The organism is Couchioplanes caeruleus, assembly GCF_023499255.1.
GTDB lineage: Bacteria > Actinomycetota > Actinomycetes > Mycobacteriales > Micromonosporaceae > Actinoplanes > Actinoplanes caeruleus_A.
Map to the genome: position 1 here is coordinate 6,799,536 of NZ_CP092183.1, position 17,232 is coordinate 6,816,767.

Sequence of the window (17,232 nt, forward strand, 5' to 3'; positions counted from 1 at the left end):
CCCAGGGGTGACCGGACGGCCGTCGGGCGGTCGCCGGGTGAGATGTGGGGGCTGGGTCAGGCGGTCTTGCGGCCGAAGAGTTGCGTCAGCGAGCGGTAGCGGAACTGCTGGACGAGCACGGCGGCCACGATGATGCCGCCCTTGACCATGTTCTGGACCTCGGTGGAGAGGTTGTTGATGGCGAAGAGGTTGGTGATGGTGGAGAAGACCAGCACCCCGAAGAGGGCGCCGATGATGGTGCCGCGGCCGCCGCTGAGCAGCGTGCCACCGATGATCGCCGCGGCGATCGCGTCGAGTTCGTAGAGGTTCGCCATCGCGGCCTGCGCGCTGGTGGCCTGCGAGGTCAGCATGATCGCCGCGATGCCGCAGCACAGCCCGGACAGCGCGTACAGCAGCACGGTGTGCAGCCGCACGTTGATGCCGGCCAGCCGGGCCGCCTCGACGTTGCCGCCGACGGCGACCGTGCGCCGCCCGAACGTGGTGCGGTTCAGCAGCACCCAGCCGGCCGCGACGACCAGCGCCAGGATGATGACCAGCATCGGGATGCCGAGGACCTTCGTGCTGGCGATGTCGTTGATGGTCGTGTTGCTCGAGACCTGGGTCTGCTTGCCGGAGATCTGCGCGGCCAGGCCGCGCGCGGCGACCATCATCGCCAGGGTCGCGATGAAGGGCACGAGCCTTCCGTACGAGACGAGCAGCCCGTTGACGAGCCCGACGACGATCCCCACGACGATCGCGGTGAAGATCATTCCGGCCGCGCCGTAGCTCTGGGTGGCGAGCGTGGTGGACCAGACGCCGGCCACCGCCACGATGGCGCCGACGGAGAGGTCGATGCCGCCACCGATGATCACGAAGGTCATGCCGACGGTCACCACGCCGATCGCGGACGCCTGCTGCAGGATCGTCCAGACGTTGTCGGTCACCCAGCTCGCGTTGCCGTACAGCTCGGGACGGGTGACGACGCCGATGATCACCAGGACGACGAGGACGCCGACCAGGCCGAGGTTGCGGCGTACGGGCTCCGCGCCGTCGCTCTTCCACCAGCTCTGCCGGGGCTGCGCCGTCGTCTCCGCGGCCTCTCTGGTGATCGCCGGGTCGACCGGCGGCGACTGCGCCGGCACGCCAGGCTTGGTGCTCTGCTCGGTCATGACCGTGCCCCCTCCAGCGTCCCCGCGTGGTTCCCGGTGCGCCGCCTCATGCCGGCTCTCCCTCCATGAGAGACCCCGCCATCACGAGGTCCAGCACGGTTGCTTCGTCGATGTCCTGTGCGGGCGCTTCATGGATCAGGTGTCCCTCGCGCATGACCAGCACCCGGTCGGCCAGGCCCAGCACCTCGGGCACCTCGCTGGAGACCAGCAGCACGCCCACGCCGCCGGCTGCGAGATCGTGGATCACCTGGTACAGCTCGGCCCGGGCGCCCACGTCCACACCCCGGGTCGGCTCGTCGAGCAGCAGCAGCTTCGTCTTGTCGAGCAGCCAGCGGCCGACGACGACCTTCTGCTGGTTGCCGCCGGACAGCGTGCGTACCGGGCGGTTCACATCGCGGGGACGCAGCTCCAGCTGGTCCGCCGTACGCATGGCCGCTTCCTTCTCCCTGCCGGCGTCGGTGAAGCCGCCGCGGGCGTACCCGGAGAAGGACGACAAGGTCATGTTGCGGTAGATCGGCTCGTCGAGCAGCAGCGCCTGGCTCTTGCGCTCCTCGGGGGCCATGCCCATGCCGTGGCGTACGGCGTCGCCGATGGACCGGATCCGCTTACCGGCCATCGTGACCGTGCCGGCGTCCGCCGGGCGCGCGCCGAAGATGGTCTCCAGCAGCTCCGACCGGCCCGAGCCGACGAGCCCGGCGATGCCGACGATCTCACCGGCGCGCACGGTCAGGGAGGCGTCGGCGAACTCGCCCTCGCGGGTCAGGCCCTCGACCTCGAGCAGCGGCTCGCCGCTCGTGGCCCGGCCCGTCCGCTGCGGGAAGACGTACTCGATGGTGCGGCCCGTCATGCGGCTGACCAGCTCGCGGGTCGGGGTGCTGCGGGCCGGCAGGTTCGCCGCGGTCGTCCGGCCGTCCTTGAGGACGGTGACCCGGTCGCCGATGTCGCGGATCTCCTCGAGGCGGTGCGAGATGTAGATGACCGCGATGCCGTGCGACGTCAGCTCCCGGATGATCCGGAACAGGTTCTCGACCTCGTCGTGGGCGAGCACAGCGCTGGGCTCGTCCATGACGATCAGCTTGGCGTCGTGCGACAGCGCCCGGGCCATGCTGACGATCTGTTTGCCCGCCGCCGGCAGCGAGCGCACGGCCCGGCGCGGCGGGATCTGCGGGTGCCCGAGCCGGCCGAGGATCTCCCGGGTACGCGCTGCCGTCGAGCGCCGCCGCAGGAAGCCGCCGCGGCTCTCCTCGTGGCCCAGGAACGCGTTCTCGGCCACCGACAGGTCGTCGACGAGGTCGAGCTCCTGGTAGATCGTGGCGATGCCGGCGCGCATCGCGGCCTGCGGCGTGGCCGGCGCGAACGGCTCGCCCAGCCACGTGATGCTGCCCTCGTCGGCGTGGTGCACCCCGGCCAGCACCTTGATCAGCGTGGACTTGCCGGCGCCGTTCTGGCCGAGCAGGCAGTGCACCTCGCCGGCGCGGACCTCGAGCTCCACGCCGTCCAGTGCCCGTACGCCGGGGAAGGTCTTCACGACGCCTTCCAGCCTGAGCACGACCTCGCCGGTCCGCTCCTGCTCTGGTCCCTGGCGGCCGTCCACGGCCGGTTCCTGGCCGCGTTGCCGGCGGCCGTCCACGGCCGGTTCCCGGTCGCGTTCCTGGCGGCCGGCCACGGGCGGTTCCTGGCCGCGTTGCCGGCGGCCGTCGACGGCCGGTTCCTGGTCGCGTTCCTGGCGGCCGGCCACGGGCGGTTCCTGGTCGCGGCGGGCGGCCTCGCCGGGGGTCGTCACGACGCCTGCTCGAAGGCCGTGTCGCTGGCCAGGACGGCCGCGCCCGTGACGCCCGCGCGGGCGCCCAGCTCGCTGAGCACCACCGGAAGGTTGCCGGTCGCCAGCGGCAGGGAGCGCCGGTAGACGACGCTGCGGATCTCGGCCAGCAGGATGTGGCCCAGCTGCGCGAGCCCGCCCCCGATGACGATCATCGACGGGTTCGCGAAGCTGACCAGCGTCGCCAGCGTCGCACCGACCCGCCGGCCGCCGTCACGGATGAGCCGGATGCAGGTCACGTCGCCCTCGGCGGCCCCGTCGGCGACATCCCGCGCGCCCAGCTCGCCGTTGGTGGTGAGCCGCTCGGCCAGCGCGGGCGACTCCCCGCTGCGGGCGGCGGCGAGCGCGTCGCGGGACAGCGCCGCCCCGCTGAACAGCGCCTCCAGGCAACCGGCGTTGCCGCACGAGCACATCGGACCGTGCGCGTCGACCTGGATGTGCCCGATGTCGCCGGCACACCCGTCCACGCCCCGGTACACGTCGCCGGCCAGGTGGATGCCGCAGCCGATGCCCGTACCGATCTTGACGAAGAGGAAGTCGTCCACCGAGTGTGCGACCCCGCCGTGCCGCTCCCCGATCGCCATGATGTTGACGTCGTTGTCCACCACGGCCGGGCATCCGTGCTCGCGGGCCAGCAGCTCCCGCACCGGGTAGCGGTCCCAGCCCGGCATGATCGGCGGCGACACCGGCACACCGTCGCGGAAGCTGACCGGTCCGGGCACGCCGATCCCGACGGCATCGAGCTTCTCGTACGCACCGTCGGTCCGCGCCTTCGCCAGCAGCTCGTTCACCCGGTGCAGGATCGCCTTCGGGCCGCTGCGGATGTCGGCGATCTCCCGGTACGCGGCGACGGGCTCCAACCGCCCGTTCGTCACCTCGATGTCGATGGAGCTGGCGCCCAGGTCGACCGCGGCGAAGCGCAGCCGCGGATGCAGCTCCACCAGCGTGGATCGGCGCCCGCCACGCGACGCGGCCATCCCCGCCTCGGCGATGTAGCCGGCGGCCACGAGACGCTCCACCTCCGCGAGCAGCCGCGGCCGCGTCAGATCGAGCCGGTCACCCAGCTCGGCGCGGGAGATCGGACCCTCGTCCCGCAACAAGCGGAGAAGGCGCAGATGAGGGGGGTCGACGACATGCACGGGCAACCTCCGGGCCGTTCAGACCGCCGAAACGGTACGGTGTCACGCCCGTCACACTAGGGCCCTTCCGGCGCGCTAGTCCATACCTTCTCGTTGATCACCGCAAACTTTTGTCATCTGATTCAAAAGTAGGTGGATGGTGCTGTCAGCTGGGGAGGCTGCGGTACGGCGGTTCGACCCCCCTTCGGTGGTGGGCGGTGGCTGCGCTTCGGGTCGAAGCAGCGACGGCCGCGCTTCCCGGGAGGAAGCGCGGCCGTCGGTGAGGTTCGTCCGTCAATTCGTGCTGAGACCCTTTTCGCTGCCCTTCTTGAGCTTGCGGTCGTCGCGCAGCTGCAGGAACGGCTCGTCGTCCGGGGAGTGGCCGGCCGCGATGGCCCGGCCGCGCTCCAGCTCCGCGTCCAGCTCCGCGCCGAGCATGATGGCGATGTTCGAGATCCACAGCCACACCAGGAAGGCGATGACACCACCGAGCGTGCCGTACGTCTTGTTGTAGTTGGCGAAGTTGGCCAGGTAGATCGCGAACGCGGCGGAGGCGGCGACCCACACGAGCACCGCGAAGATGCCACCCGGGCTGACCCAGCGGAAGCCGCCGGTCTTCGCGTTCGGCGACGCCCAGTACAGGATCGCGAACATCAGGCTGACCAGGATGATCAGGACCGGCCACTTGGCGATGCTCCAGGCGGTGACGAAGCCCCCGCCGAGACCGATCTGCTTGCCGACCGCCTCGGCCAGGCCGCCGGTGAAGACGACGATGACCGCGGACATGATGAGCATGACGCCGATGACCGCGGTGACGCCCAGGCGGATCGGGATGGTCTTCCAGACCGGCCGGCCCTCGGGCACGTCGTAGATGGCGTTCGAGGCGCGCATGAACGCGCCGATGTAGCCGGAGGCCGACCAGAACGCGGCCACGATACCGATGATCGCGGCGATGCCGGCCTTGCCCGGGTCCTGCACCTGGGTGAGGACCTGGTTGACCAGGTTCTGGATCTGCTGGCTGGGCGCCACCTGCTGCACCGTCTCCTGCACGGTCTGCTGCCCGTTGTCGCTGAGCATGCCCAGGATCGACACGAGCACCAGCGCGCCGGGGAAGATCGACAGCACCCCGTAGTAGGTGAGGGCGGCCGCCCAGTCGGTGACGTTGTCCTCGGAGAACTGCTTGAAGGTCCGCTTCAGGGCGCCGAGAATCCCCTTGCCCTTCAGCTGAGCCGGGTTGTCGGGCCCGGCGTCGGGGTCGGGCGCGGACAGGTCGTTGTCGCGGTCGGCACCCGTACGCGACGTCGCAGCCGCATCCAGGTCCATCCCCTTGCGGTCGGCATCCCGCTCCCCGGCGGCACGCGCAGCGGCAGCCTCCTTGTCGTGGCCGCCGTCGTGCGACGTGTCACCGGCCTTGCCCAAAAGCTTCATCGCCACATACCTCCAGGGGCGCTACGCATGGTCTCGTCGGACGCACCCGCATCGGCTCCGCCACACCGAGCCCCCTGCGATCCGCGACCTGGAAAAGGGGATGCCCGCCATCCTGGGGCTTTAACCACTTTCTGCCCAGGCTGCGTTCAGCGCTTGTCCAGCTCAGATGGTCTTGAGCAGGGCGGGAAGGGGTGGGGAGCGGTCCGGGGGGTGCCGGGAGGAGCCGCGGCGCCGGGCCCGGGAGAGGGATGTGGCGGCCGGGCTTCGGAAGGTCCGGGTCTGGGTCTGGGACGCAGGCGCGGCGGGTGAAGGCTCTGGATGCCAGCGGAATGTGCGCGCGCGGGGCGCGAGCCGCGGGGCGCGGACCGCGGGGCGCGAGCCGCCGGGCGCGGACCGCAGGGCGCGAGCCGCCGGGCGCGGACCGCAGGGCGCGGACCGCGGGGCGCGGACCGCAGGGCGCGAGCCGCCGGGCGCGGACCGCAGGGCGCGAGCCGCCGGGCGCGGACCGCAGGGCGCGAGCCGCCGGGCGCGAGCCGCCGGGCGCGAGCCGCCGGGCGCGGACCGCAGGGCGCGAGCCGCCGGGCGCGGACCGCAGGGCGCGAGCCGCCGGGCGCGAGCCGCAGGGCGCGAGCCGCCGGGCGCGGACCGCGGGGCGCGAGCCGCCGGGCGCGAGCCGCCGGGCGCCGGGCCGCAGGGCGCCGGGCCGCAGGGCGGACCGCGGGGCGCGAGCCGCCGGGCGCCGGGCGCGAGCCGCCGGGCGCGGGATCGGGAGCGGTGCACGCACCAACGCGGGGTGGACGCCAGCACGGCGCGACAGGCGCGGCGCCCTGGGCGAGGCGCGCCGGGCGCCGGCGCGGGCTCCAATGCGCGGTAGCGCGGCGCGGACGCCGACGCACATCGCACGCCAACGCGAGCCGCACGTCAACGGCGGCCAGCGCACGTGGACGCCAACACGCTGGTCCGGCACCCCGGCACCCCGGCACTCGCGGCCGGGCAGGCGCAGACCCCCAGCCCGCCACGCACTCACAGCGGAGCCCCGGGCAACCCGGCACGGGCAATCATCCTGGACGGGCGGCCACCGGGGACCGGCGGCCACCAGAGACGGGCAGCCACCAGAGACGGGCAGCCACCAGAGACGGGCAGCCACCAGAGACGGGCAGCCACCAGAGACGGGCAGCCACCAGAGACGGGCAGCCACCAGAGACGGGCAGCCACCAGAGACGGGCAGCCACCAGAGACGGGCAGCCACCAGAGACGGGCAGCCACCAGAGACGGGCAGCCACCAGAGACGGGCAGCCACCAGAGACGGGCAGCCACCAGAGACGGGCAGCCACCAGAGACGGGCAGCCACCAGAGACGGGCAGCCACCAGAGACGGGCAGCCACCAGAGACGGGCAGCCACCAGAGACGGGCAGCCACCAGAGACGGGCAGCCACCAGGGACGGGCAGCCACCAGGGACGGGCGGGATGCGGGAAGGTGTGGGCCGCCTGCGGTCACTTGCAGAGGAGCTTTTCCATGCGCCTCCCCGCGATCGTCAGGCCGATGGCGAACACTGCCAGCAGGTAGACCACGTCCGCCGCCTGCACCCAGCCCACTCCCCCCGTGCTGATCGCCCGGATCAGGTCGACCGAGCGGTACAGCGGGGTGGCTTCCACGAGCCAGCGGAGGATCCAGGGGTATGCCTGGGCCGGGACGAAGGTGCCCGAGAAGAGGAACAGGGCGAACTGGGCCGAGGCGATCAGGTCGAAGTCCTGCCAGCTGCGCATGTACGTGGACAGCGCCATGCCCGCGCCGCCGAAGGCGAAGCCGACGAGGACCGCCGCCGCGAAGGCTGCCAGGGCGCGGGGCGGGGTGGTGAGGTCCATGAGCACCATGACGACGAGGAAGGCGGCCGCGTACAGGTTGCCGCGGATCATGGCCCAGGCCAGCTCGCCGAGGGCTATCTCGATGGGGCGTACGGGGGTGGCGAGCATCCCGTCGTACAGCTTCATGAACTTCATCTTGCCGAAGAAGTTGAAGGTGGTTTCCGACAGCGCGCCCGTCATGGCGGAGGAGGCGAGCATCGCGGGGGCCACGAACGCGGCGTACCCGATGATCCGGCCGTCGGGCAGCGTCAGGTCGCCCACCAGCGCGCCCACGCCCACGCCGATCGAGAAGAGGTAGAGGACCGGCTCGAGGAAACCGGAGATCAGCACCAGCCAGTACGCGGTGCGCAACGATGCCGCGTTGCGCTCGACGACGGAGGCCGAGCGGCGGCCCGCGCCCTCGAACGACACCAGCCGCGGCAGGACGAGAGTCACCACGACGACCTCCTGGGCCGATGGGGAAAGGGCATGGAGGAGACGGCTCGGGCCCCAGCCACGGGCGGGACGGGCCGCGAAGGATCAGCCGGGGCGACGGCGAGCGGGTGCGGTGTCATGTCATACCACCAGCCGCTTGCGGAACCGGCGCAGCGCGAGCAGCCAGCCCGCTCCCGCCCACAGCGCGAGGTACACCACGTGGCCGGCCGCCGACCAGGACGGGGCCGTGCCGAGGGTGGCCGCGCGGCCCAGGTCGACGCCGTGCCAGAGCGGGAGGGCGTACGCGATCCAGCGGAAGACCGCCGGCAGCGACTCGACCGGGAAGAAGACGCCGGAGAAGAGGGACATCGGGATGACGCCCAGGCGGAACAGGATGGCCAGGTAGCTGTCGCTGCGGACGGTGGCCGCATACGCGAAAGTGGGGGTGGCAACCGCCAGGCCGACCAGCGCCGCGATCGGGAGGGTCGCCAGGGCCCACGCCGAGTGCATCGTGCCGAAGGCCGTGGCGATCAGCAGGAACGCCGCGCAGCTCGTCAGCGTGCGGAAGACGACGAACAGCAGGTGGCCGTCGAGGATGTCCGCCACGCGCAGCGGCGCCGACGCCTGGCCGAAGTAGATCTTCTGCCATTCGAAGCCGCCGAAGACCGGCCAGCTGGAGTCGCCGATCGCGACCTGCATGGCGGTCGAGGCGATGAGGCCGGGGACCATCCAGTCGAGGTACGGCACGCCCTGGACGCCGCCGGTCACATACGCCCCGACGCCCACGCCGAAGCCGAGCATGGTCAGCAGCGGCAGCACGAACGACGACAGGACGCTGGAGCGCCAGATGCGGCGGTAGCTGACCAGGTGGTATTCGAGCACGGACCAGGTCATGTCAGTCCACCAGCGTCCGGCCGGTGAGGTGCAGGAACACGTCCTCGAGGCTGCTGCGGCGCACCAGCACGCTGGCCGGGCTCAGCGCGCGGCGCTGCACCTCGGCCACCGCGTCGTCGCCGTCGGCCACGTAGAGCAGGATGCGGTCGGGCAGGATCTCCAGGCGCTCGCCCACGCCGGCCAGCTTCTCCGCGAAGACGTCCTGGGACTCGACGTTGAAGCGCAGCTCGACCACCTCGCGCGTCGAATACTCGTCGATGAGCGCGCGCGGCGACCCCTCGGCGACGATTTTGCCGCCGTCCATCACCACGAGCCGGTCGCAGAGCTGCTCCGCCTCGTCCATGTAGTGCGTGGTCAGCACCAGCGTCACGCCCTGCTGCTTGAGCCGGAACAGCCGCTCCCAGACCAGGTGCCGGGCCTGCGGGTCCAGCCCGGTGGTGGGCTCGTCGAGCAGCACGATCTCGGGCTCGTTGACCAGGGCGCGGGCGATGGTGAGCCGGCGCTTCATGCCGCCGGACAGCGGCTCCACCTTGCTGCCGGCACGCTCGGTGAGCTGCACGAAATCGATCAGCTCGTCGGCACGCCGCCGGGCCACCTTGCGGGGGATGCCGAAGAAGCGGGCATACGTCGTCAGGTTCTCCCGGACGGTCAGCTCGAGGTCGAGGTTGTCGAGCTGCGGGCACACGCCGAGCCGCGCCCGGATCTTCGGCCCGTCGCGCAGCGGATCCATGTCGAGGATGCGCAGCACGCCCCCGGTCGGCGGCGAGACACAGCCGATCATCCGCATGGTGGAGCTCTTGCCCGCCCCGTTGGGGCCGAGGAAGCCGAACGCCTCGCCGCGCTGCACGTCGACGTCGATCCCGTCGACCGCCGTGAAGCCCTCGAACCGCTTGACCAGCCCGCGAGCGTGAATGAGTGTCACCCCGCCGACCCTAGTGAGGGGGTGTGACAAACCTCAGGAGGGCGGCGCCGCCGCTTCCCGGGCGGCCTCGACCAGCTGGTCGGTGACGTCCACGACCGGGTCCGCGTCGACCGCGGTGCGGGCGTCGTAGCGCACCGACCAGGTCAGGCCGTCGACGCCGCTGATGCGGCGCCCGACCACCCGGACCCCGCCGTTGGGCGGCAGCGGATGGTGCGACGTGTACGCGACCGAGCGGGTGACCCGGGTCCGCACCTGGTCCGGCAGCTCACCCGGCTCCAGCAGCAGGAACCCGACGATCGGGGCGTCCACCGTCACCGCGTACCCGGCTCGTTCCTGCGCAACCTCCGCCGGGGTGATCCGCAGTTCCCGGCCCGACCACTCGGCCTTCTGGATCTCGTGCCAGCCGAGCCGCCGGCCGTCCGGCTGCCACAGGCCGCGGTTGGTGGCCACGAGCACCTGCTGCCCCGGCTCGCCCACGAAGGCCCAGGCGAGCACGCGCTCGTCGGCCTCCAGCGGTGGGCGCAGCTCCGGCGGAAGCTTGGGACGGCGGTGGAACAGACTCACAATGCACCTGCTGCCTGCTCGCGGAGCGCGCGAGCGTGCTGTTCGAGGGAGAAGAGCTCGCCGGCCAGGGCGAGGTACTCGTCCTTGTGGGCCACGGGGTTGAGGCGCTGGACCTTCGACTTCAGGTCCTTGATCCGGGTGGTCACCGAGCCGATCTGGAGCCGGGCCAGGGTGATCTGGACGTACCGCAGGTCGGCCTCGCCGTCGACCAGCAGCGGCTCCACCGACAGCTCGCCGATCAGCGCCTTCGCGCCGAGGTCCTGGCAGGCGTCGCGGACCGCCTCGATCCACACCGCGCCGCCGGTCGCCGACGCCGTGCCGCCGGCCGCCGCGACCGCCTCGCGGATCGCGCGCAGCACCGGGTCGCCGTACGAGTCGGCCTCGATCGCGTCGAACATCGGCCCGGCCAGGACCGGAAGCTGCAGCGCCAGCTTCAGCGTCTCGCGCTCGACCTGGCGTTGCGGGCTCTCCGCGGCCCGGCGCTGGGACACCACCGGGGCGTCCGGCGCCATCGCGGCGGCCACGGCCCGCTGCACCGGCTCCAGGTCCATGCCGAGGTCGCCGGCGAGCTTGCGGGCGTACTCCGGGCGCTTCTCCCGGTCCTTGATCTTCGCGACCAGCGGCGCGGCCTTGCGCATGGCCTCGACCCGGCCCTCGACGGTGTCCAGGTCGAAGCGCGCCAGCGTCTGCCGCAGCGCGAAGTCCACCAGCGGCTCCCGGCCGGCGATCATGTCGCGTACGGCGAGATCGCCGCGGGCCAGGCGCAGCTCGCAGGGGTCCATGTTGTCCGGGCTGACCGCGATGAACGTGCGCCCGACGAACCGCTGGTCCTCCTCGAACGCCCGCAGCGCCGCCTTCTGCCCGGCCGCGTCCCCGTCGAACGTGTAGATGATCTCGCCGGTGAAGCTGTCGCTGTCCATCAGCAGCCGGCGCAGCACCCCGATGTGGTCGACGCCGAACGCCGTGCCGCACGTCGCCACCGCCGTCGGCTCCCCCGCCTCATGGCACGCCATGACATCGGTGTACCCCTCGACGATGACCGCACGGCCGCGCTTGGCGATCTCCCGCTTGGCGAAGTCGATGCCGTACAGGACGTGGGACTTCTTGTAGAGCGGCGACTCCGGTGTGTTCAGGTACTTCGGGCCGTCGTCGTCCTCGAACAGCTTGCGCGCGCCGAAGCCGATGACGTCGCCGCTCAGGTCGCGGATCGGCCAGAGCAGGCGGCGGCGGAACCGGTCGATCAGCGAACCGGAGCGCGCCGGCTTGGCCAGGCCACCCGCGGTCAGCTCCTCGGCGGTGAAGCCCTTCTGCCGCAGATGCTTGGTGAGCAGGTCCCAGCCCTCGGGCGCGAAGCCGCACCCGTACTTCTCGGCGGCGTCCCGGCCGAACCCCCGCTGCGCGAGGAACTCCCGGGCCTTGCGCGCGCCGGCCTTCCCGAGCTGGTCACGGTAGAACTCGGCGGCCGCGGCGTGTGCCGCGATGAGCCGCTGCCGCTGCCCGGTCTGCGGCCTGGGTGCGCTTCCGGGCCGATCATCCGCGTACGTCTCATAGCGCAGCTGGATGCCGGCCTTGCCGGCGAGGCGCTCGAGCGACTCGACGAAGCTCAGGTGCTCGGCGTCCATGAGGAACTTGATGGCGTCCCCGCCCGAGCCGCACCCGTGGCAGAAATACACGCCGCGAGCTGGGGAAACGGTGAACGAAGGGGTCTTCTCGTCGTGGAAGGGGCAGAGGCCCTTGAGGTTGCCGCCGCCCGCCGACCGCAGCGTCACGGTCTCGCTGATCACGTCCGCTATCGAGGTGCGGTCGCGGACCAGCGCGATGTCTTCGTCCTTGACCCTGCCCGCCACGGCTACATACTGCCTCGCCCCACCGGCGGCCTGCCACGAGGGTCCGCCGCCGGAGCGGGCGTCACCGGCCCGCCACGAGCGCCCGGTGCCAGGCGACCGCCGCGGGGTCGGTCAGCGAGGCGACCTGGTCGATCACCACGCGCAGGCGGGCCGGGTCGTCGGCCGCTTCCTTCCAGAGGGCCGCGAACATGGGGTCGAGGTGGTCGGGGGCCCGGTCGCAGAGCGTCCCGACCAGGGTGGTGACGATCTCGCGCTGCTGCTCGTACCAGTCTTCCGCGGCCCGGGCGCGCATCACGTAGCGCAATGCCATGCCCTTCAGGAGCGCGCACTGGTTGCGGACCGTACGCGGCACGACGAGGTCCGCGGCGTAGCGGCGGACCGGTTCGCTGCCGTGCCGGCTGTTGGTGGCGCCGACCGCCGAGGAGACGAAGCGGCCGGTGAGCACGCTGGTCATCCGCTTGAGCGCGACCTGGGCCCGGTACGTGCCGTCGTAGTCCGCGGCGGCGGCCACCACGTCGTCGGCGAGCAGGAGGTCGAGGGCTTCGCCGAGGTCCCGGGCGGTCTCGTCGGAGTAGGTGGCGGCCACGTCGGCGCACAGCTCGGCGCGTTCGCCGGCGTCGTGGAGCAGCGGGCGCAGCGACAGGTAGCCGCCGTGGATGCCGTCCTCGACGTCGTGGACCGAGTACGCGACGTCGTCCGCCCAGTCCATGACCTGCGCCTCGAGGCAGCGGCGGCCGTCTTCGGGGGCTGCTGCCCGTACCCATCGGAAGGTTTCCAGGTCGTCGGGGTAGACGCCGAACTTGCGGGTGCCGGGGCGCCGCGGCCAGGGGTATTTGCAGGTGGCGTCGAGGGAGGCGCGGGTGAGGTTGAGGCCGGCGCCCTCGACCTTGGCCTCGAGGCGGGTGAGCACGCGCAGGGTCTGTGCGTTGCCCTCGAAGCCGCCGCAGGGCTGGGCGATCGCGTCGAGGGCGGCCTCTCCGTTGTGGCCGAAGGGCGGGTGTCCGATGTCGTGGGCGAGGCCGGCCACGTCGACGACGTCGGGGTCGCAGCCGAGGCGGGCGCCCATCTCCCGGGAGATCTGGGCGACCTCGAGGGAGTGGGTGAGGCGGGTACGCAGGAAGTCGTCGGAGCCGGCGGTGTGCACCTGGGTCTTGGCCGCGAGCCGCCGGAAGCCTGCAGAATGCAGCACGCGGGCACGGTCGCGTTCGTACGGGGTCCGCCCGTAGCCGCTGTCCTTGGCAGGCTCGGTGACCCGGCGTTCCGCATCGCCCGTCATGCGCTGAACCCGTCGCCCGTCATGCGATCAACCCTAAGCGGAACCCGCCGGGGGCCGGTGCGATTGACGTGGAGTCCGAATCGTACGGCCGGTCCCGGGTGAGCATCGCCGCCCGACTGATGATCATGGCGGGTATCGCGGTGGCGGCCGTGGCACTGGTGGGCGCCGCGGCGGCGTGAGGTTCGTCGAACCAGGCGACGGCCACCGCGGACATGGCCCGGATCAGCGACGGCATGAGTCACCAGTGGAACGCCGACATGATGCACGACGGGTTGCGTGCCGACGTGATGTCCGCGATGTACGCGACGACCGCGCAGCAGCGGGCCGCCTTCGGCGTGGATGAGGTGAACGAGCACGCCCGGTCGCTGGTCGGCAACTTCGACGCCGCCGCCGAGCGGGCACCGGCCGCGTTGACCGCCCGCTACGCGCAGGTGCGGCCGGATGTCGTCGCGTACGGTGACGCGGCGACGTCGATGGTGGCGCTCGCCGCCTCCGACCGGGCCGCCGCGGCCGCCGCGGCCGCCCACGGCGATCCAGGACATGACCTCGCGGACGGCCACGGCCATCGACGGCATCACGGGGGTGATCACGCACATCGACGACGGGCAGCGCACGATCGCCGCGGCGGTGGAGGAACAGTCGGCGACGACCGAGATGATGGCCGGCAACGTCGGAGCGGTGTCGGCGGCGGCCACCGAGATCAGCGGCACGGTCGGTGAGATCACCACGTCGACCGGGCGCCACCGCGGAGGAGGCGAACACGACCCGGCGCTCCGCGGAGCGCGTGAGCGCCGCCGCCACCGAGATCCGGGGCCTGATCGGTCAGTTCACCTACTGACGGCGGGACGCCAGCACGCAGAACTCGTTGCCCTCCGGGTCGGCGAGAACCACCCAGCCGACGTCGTGCTGGCCGATGTCGACCGGCCGGGCGCCCATGTCGACGAGGCGCTCGACCTCCGACTCCTGGTCGTCCGGGCGCAGGTCGATGTGCAGGCGGTTCTTCGTGGTCTTGGCGTCCGGCACGGGGGTGAAGAGCAGCCCGGGCAGCTCGTCCGGGGTGCGCCGGATCTCGACCTCGCCGGGCGCCTCGTGCACGATCCGGTAGCCGAGCGCCTCGGCCCACCAGCGGGCGAGCCGTGCCGGGTCCTCGGCGTCGACGACGATCTGCTCCCACCGGCTGGGCATACGGCAAACCTCCACGAGACGCCATCGAAAGTGACGATCATGTTACGCGCAGACGGCGTCCCCACCACCGGGGAACGACGCACGCGTCGTGCGACATCCTCCCGCCCCGGCGCGCCGACACTGGCCGCGAGGAGGAGACCGATCGATGAATGCGTTGCACCGCCGTCTCACCGCGCTGGCCGAGGCCGGCTGCACCGGCGCCCTGCACGTCGGGGGCACGCCGGGCGGGGTCGTCTATCTCATCGCCGGACGCATCTCGTACGCCGAGTCGCCGGGCTGCCCGGGCATCGGGGCGCGGCTGGTGGGCTGCGGCCGGCTGTCCGCGCGGCATTGGCGGGAGGCGTACGCGGCCGGGCACGGCGAGGGGCGGGTCGGCCGGCTGCTGCTGCGTGACGGGCACCTCGGCCACCACGAGCTGGCGTGCCGGGTGGTGGCCACCATCACTGCCGTGACGCAGGTCCTGCTCGCGGCGGGCGACGCGCCGCTGCGGTTCGTACCGGGCGAGCGGCACTGGTTCGGCACGGTCCCCCACTGTGAGCTGGGCGCGCTCGGTCCCGAGGCGGCCAAGCGGCTGCTGACCCGGCCCGCGCCGCGCCGGGCGTCCCGCGCGCGTACGCACGCCGCCGGACGAGCATCGACGCACATGACGCACAGCGGGTGCGACTCGTGAGCGCGGCTCACCCGCAGGATGGCCCCTTGTGACGGCGGGAACCTCCAGACCCCGCCCGAGCGGAACCGCATCCACCCGAACCGCCGGCAGCTTGAGGGAGCCACCGGCGGAGCATCACTCGGCGAGGAGAGATGTGCCCGGGGTCGAGCACTGTCTGCAGGAGGCCATGGCGATCCCCGGCGCGATCGGGGCCAGCATCGTCGACTACACCACCGGTTTCCCGGTCGCCACGACCGGGGCCGCACCCAACGAGGACCACGAGGCCGCGGCCGCCGGCACCGCCGACGTCGTCCAGGCCGCGCAGAGCCGGTCGCTGTTCGTCTCGGCCGTGCCGCACGACCTCCTCGAGGACCTGATCATCACGACCGCGGGGGGTTACCACCTGCTGCGGCTCGTCCGGACCGACTTCGACAGCCGGCTGGTGCTCTACGTGTGGCTGGACCGGGTCCGCGGCAACCTCGCCGTGGCCCGCCGCCGCATGGAACGCCTCGCCGACGAGCTGATCTCCACCTGACCCTAGGAGCCACCGTGAAGTCCCCGACGTCCGCGGCGCCCGGCAGCCTGCTCACGCAGGCGGCCGGCGAAGGGCGAACCGGTGCCCTGGTCGTCGGCGGCCCGCCGGGCGGCACGCTCTACCTGGTCGACGGCCGGGTGACGTACGCCGAGTCGGCCGCGGCGCCGGGCGTCGGTGAGCTGCTGACCGCCTCCGGCCGGCTGGCGCCGCGTACGTGGCAGGCGGCGCTGGACACCGCCACCTCGCAGGCCCGGGTGGGGCGGGTGCTGCTCGAGCAGGGCCACATCACCCAGGGGGAACTGGAGCTGTGTGTGCTGGGAGCCACGTACGACGCCGCGTACTTCGCGCTCGCCCCGGCGGCGGCGCCGGTGAACTTCCTCGACGGGGCGGCGCACTGGCTGGGTGACGTCGTACGCGTCGACGCGGCCGCCGTGGTCCGCGAGTCCCGGCGGCGGGCCCGGCTGCTCGACGACATCTTCCCCAACGTGCGGATCGACACCGCGGCGGTGACCCCGGTACCCCGGCCGCCCCGGGAACGGATCACCGTCACCGCGGCGCAGTGGGAGCTGCTGGTGCACGCCGACGGCCAGCGCACCCCGGCCGACCTGGCGCTGCTGCTGGGCCGCGCCGGGTACGCCACGGTCCAGGAGCTGCGCCGGCTGGCGGCCCTCGGTCTCATCGAGTCGCCCGGCGAGCGGGTGGCCGGCACCGACCCCGCCTTCGCCCGCGTGCCCCGGGCGCGCACCTCGGCCCCGCAGAGCGCGGTCGCTTCCCCGGCGACGGTGCCGGACGGGCCGACCGTACCCATCGTCACCCGGGCCCGTCCCGGTCTCGCCTCGGGCGACCCCCCGCGCGAGGCTGAACCCGGCCCGGCCAACCGGCCGCCGCGGCTCGCCCGGCGCAAACCCGGCGCCAAGCTCCCCAAGGAGCTCATCGCCCAGCCGGCGCCGCCGCATCCGGGGACCGACGAAGTCCTGCTGAAACGCATCCGCACCGCGCTGCGGGCCCTGCGGTGACGCGGGCGCCCCCGCTGACGGCCGACATGAGGAAGGAGACACCGAGGATGACGGTGGATCCGGCGGTACTGACGGAACTCGGCAACCTCCGCCACCGGCTGCCCGAACTCACCGGCAGTGTCCTCGCCACCACCGACGGCATGGTCGTCGCGCACGACGCCCACGGCATCGAGCCCGACAGCATCGCCGCCCTCGCCGCCGCCCACCTCGCCCTCGCCAGGCGCTTCGCGCACGCCGTCAACCACGGCGACCTGCGCGAATCGGTGGTGGAGTGCGACGGCGGGTACATCACCTCGTACACCGCGGGGCCCAGTGCCCTGCTGACGCTCGTGACGACCGGGAACGCCAACCTGGCGATGGTGCACCTCGAGGCGCGCCGGGCCGTACGCCGGCTCGTGCAGGTCCTGGTCCTCGACGCCGCGCCGGCCCCGCGGCCGGAGATTCCCGTACAGGCCGGCCCGGCCATCCCGCTCGCACGGCGCACGCCGATGGCCACCCTGCCCAGCTCCATCCGAGGCCGCTGAGGCCTCACCCAACACCCCACTGCACAG

At 72.5% G+C, this 17,232-nt stretch carries 16 protein-coding genes; 4 read left to right on the forward strand and 12 right to left on the reverse strand.

Annotated features, from left to right (window positions below; genetic code table 11):
- Window positions 1-56 precede the first annotated feature (56 nt).
- From COUCH_RS31430 to COUCH_RS31490, 12 genes are all read right to left on the reverse strand, one after another.
- Window positions 57-1,148 (reverse strand): ABC transporter permease, encoded by a 1,092-nt coding sequence (locus COUCH_RS31430; protein ID WP_249608822.1) that lies wholly within the window; start codon window positions 1,146-1,148, stop codon window positions 57-59.
- A 46-nt stretch (window positions 1,149-1,194) separates the two neighbouring features.
- Window positions 1,195-2,742 carry a sugar ABC transporter ATP-binding protein gene (locus tag COUCH_RS31435; protein ID WP_249613860.1) on the reverse strand — a complete coding sequence of 516 codons (1,548 nt, stop codon included), beginning with the start codon at window positions 2,740-2,742 and terminating at the stop codon, window positions 1,195-1,197.
- Between the two features lie 185 nt (window positions 2,743-2,927).
- On the reverse strand, window positions 2,928-4,106 hold the full coding sequence (locus COUCH_RS31440) for an ROK family transcriptional regulator (protein WP_249608823.1): 1,179 nt from the start codon (window positions 4,104-4,106) through the stop codon (window positions 2,928-2,930).
- A gap of 273 nt (window positions 4,107-4,379) precedes the next feature.
- Window positions 4,380-5,513, reverse strand: coding sequence for a YihY/virulence factor BrkB family protein (locus COUCH_RS31445; protein WP_249608824.1), 1,134 nt, complete (start codon window positions 5,511-5,513; stop codon window positions 4,380-4,382).
- Between the two features lie 1,494 nt (window positions 5,514-7,007).
- Entirely contained in the window at window positions 7,008-7,817 is an 810-nt protein-coding gene (locus COUCH_RS31455) for an ABC transporter permease (RefSeq protein WP_249608825.1), read from the reverse strand.
- 117 nt (window positions 7,818-7,934) lie between these two features.
- Window positions 7,935-8,687, reverse strand: coding sequence for an ABC transporter permease (locus tag COUCH_RS31460; RefSeq protein WP_249608826.1), 753 nt, complete (start codon window positions 8,685-8,687; stop codon window positions 7,935-7,937).
- 1 nt (window position 8,688) lies between these two features.
- Complete coding sequence (locus COUCH_RS31465; RefSeq protein ID WP_249608827.1) at window positions 8,689-9,609, reverse strand: ABC transporter ATP-binding protein; 921 nt, start codon at window positions 9,607-9,609, stop codon at window positions 8,689-8,691.
- A 33-nt stretch (window positions 9,610-9,642) separates the two neighbouring features.
- Window positions 9,643-10,173 carry a hypothetical protein gene (locus COUCH_RS31470; RefSeq protein WP_249608828.1) on the reverse strand — a complete coding sequence of 177 codons (531 nt, stop codon included), beginning with the start codon at window positions 10,171-10,173 and terminating at the stop codon, window positions 9,643-9,645.
- Window positions 10,170-12,020 carry a DNA primase gene (gene dnaG, locus COUCH_RS31475; RefSeq protein ID WP_249608829.1) on the reverse strand — a complete coding sequence of 617 codons (1,851 nt, stop codon included), beginning with the start codon at window positions 12,018-12,020 and terminating at the stop codon, window positions 10,170-10,172. Before dnaG ends, COUCH_RS31470 begins: the two co-directional genes overlap by 4 nt.
- A 61-nt stretch (window positions 12,021-12,081) precedes the next feature.
- A complete protein-coding gene (locus COUCH_RS31480) occupies window positions 12,082-13,296 on the reverse strand; it encodes a deoxyguanosinetriphosphate triphosphohydrolase (RefSeq protein ID WP_249608830.1) in 1,215 nt (404 codons plus the stop codon).
- Window positions 13,293-14,021 (reverse strand): hypothetical protein, encoded by a 729-nt coding sequence (locus COUCH_RS31485; protein ID WP_249608831.1) that lies wholly within the window; start codon window positions 14,019-14,021, stop codon window positions 13,293-13,295. The genes COUCH_RS31480 and COUCH_RS31485 overlap by 4 nt, the downstream gene beginning before the upstream one ends.
- 106 nt (window positions 14,022-14,127) lie before the next feature.
- On the reverse strand, window positions 14,128-14,481 hold the full coding sequence (locus COUCH_RS31490) for a VOC family protein (RefSeq protein WP_249608832.1): 354 nt from the start codon (window positions 14,479-14,481) through the stop codon (window positions 14,128-14,130).
- Between the two features lie 145 nt (window positions 14,482-14,626).
- On the opposite strand from COUCH_RS31490, the gene COUCH_RS31495 reads away from it, so the two are divergent.
- The 4 genes from COUCH_RS31495 (at window position 14,627) to COUCH_RS31510 (ending at window position 17,205) form a co-directional block, all read left to right on the forward strand.
- A complete protein-coding gene (locus COUCH_RS31495; RefSeq protein ID WP_249608833.1) occupies window positions 14,627-15,151 on the forward strand; it encodes a hypothetical protein in 525 nt (174 codons plus the stop codon).
- A gap of 133 nt (window positions 15,152-15,284) precedes the next feature.
- Window positions 15,285-15,665: a hypothetical protein gene (locus COUCH_RS31500; protein ID WP_249608834.1), complete on the forward strand. Its 381-nt coding sequence runs from the start codon at window positions 15,285-15,287 to the stop codon at window positions 15,663-15,665.
- A gap of 14 nt (window positions 15,666-15,679) precedes the next feature.
- Window positions 15,680-16,681 carry a DUF4388 domain-containing protein gene (locus COUCH_RS31505; RefSeq protein ID WP_249608835.1) on the forward strand — a complete coding sequence of 334 codons (1,002 nt, stop codon included), beginning with the start codon at window positions 15,680-15,682 and terminating at the stop codon, window positions 16,679-16,681.
- Between the two features lie 47 nt (window positions 16,682-16,728).
- Window positions 16,729-17,205, forward strand: a complete 477-nt coding sequence (locus tag COUCH_RS31510; protein WP_249608836.1) for a roadblock/LC7 domain-containing protein — start codon at window positions 16,729-16,731, stop codon at window positions 17,203-17,205.
- Window positions 17,206-17,232 lie beyond the last annotated feature (27 nt).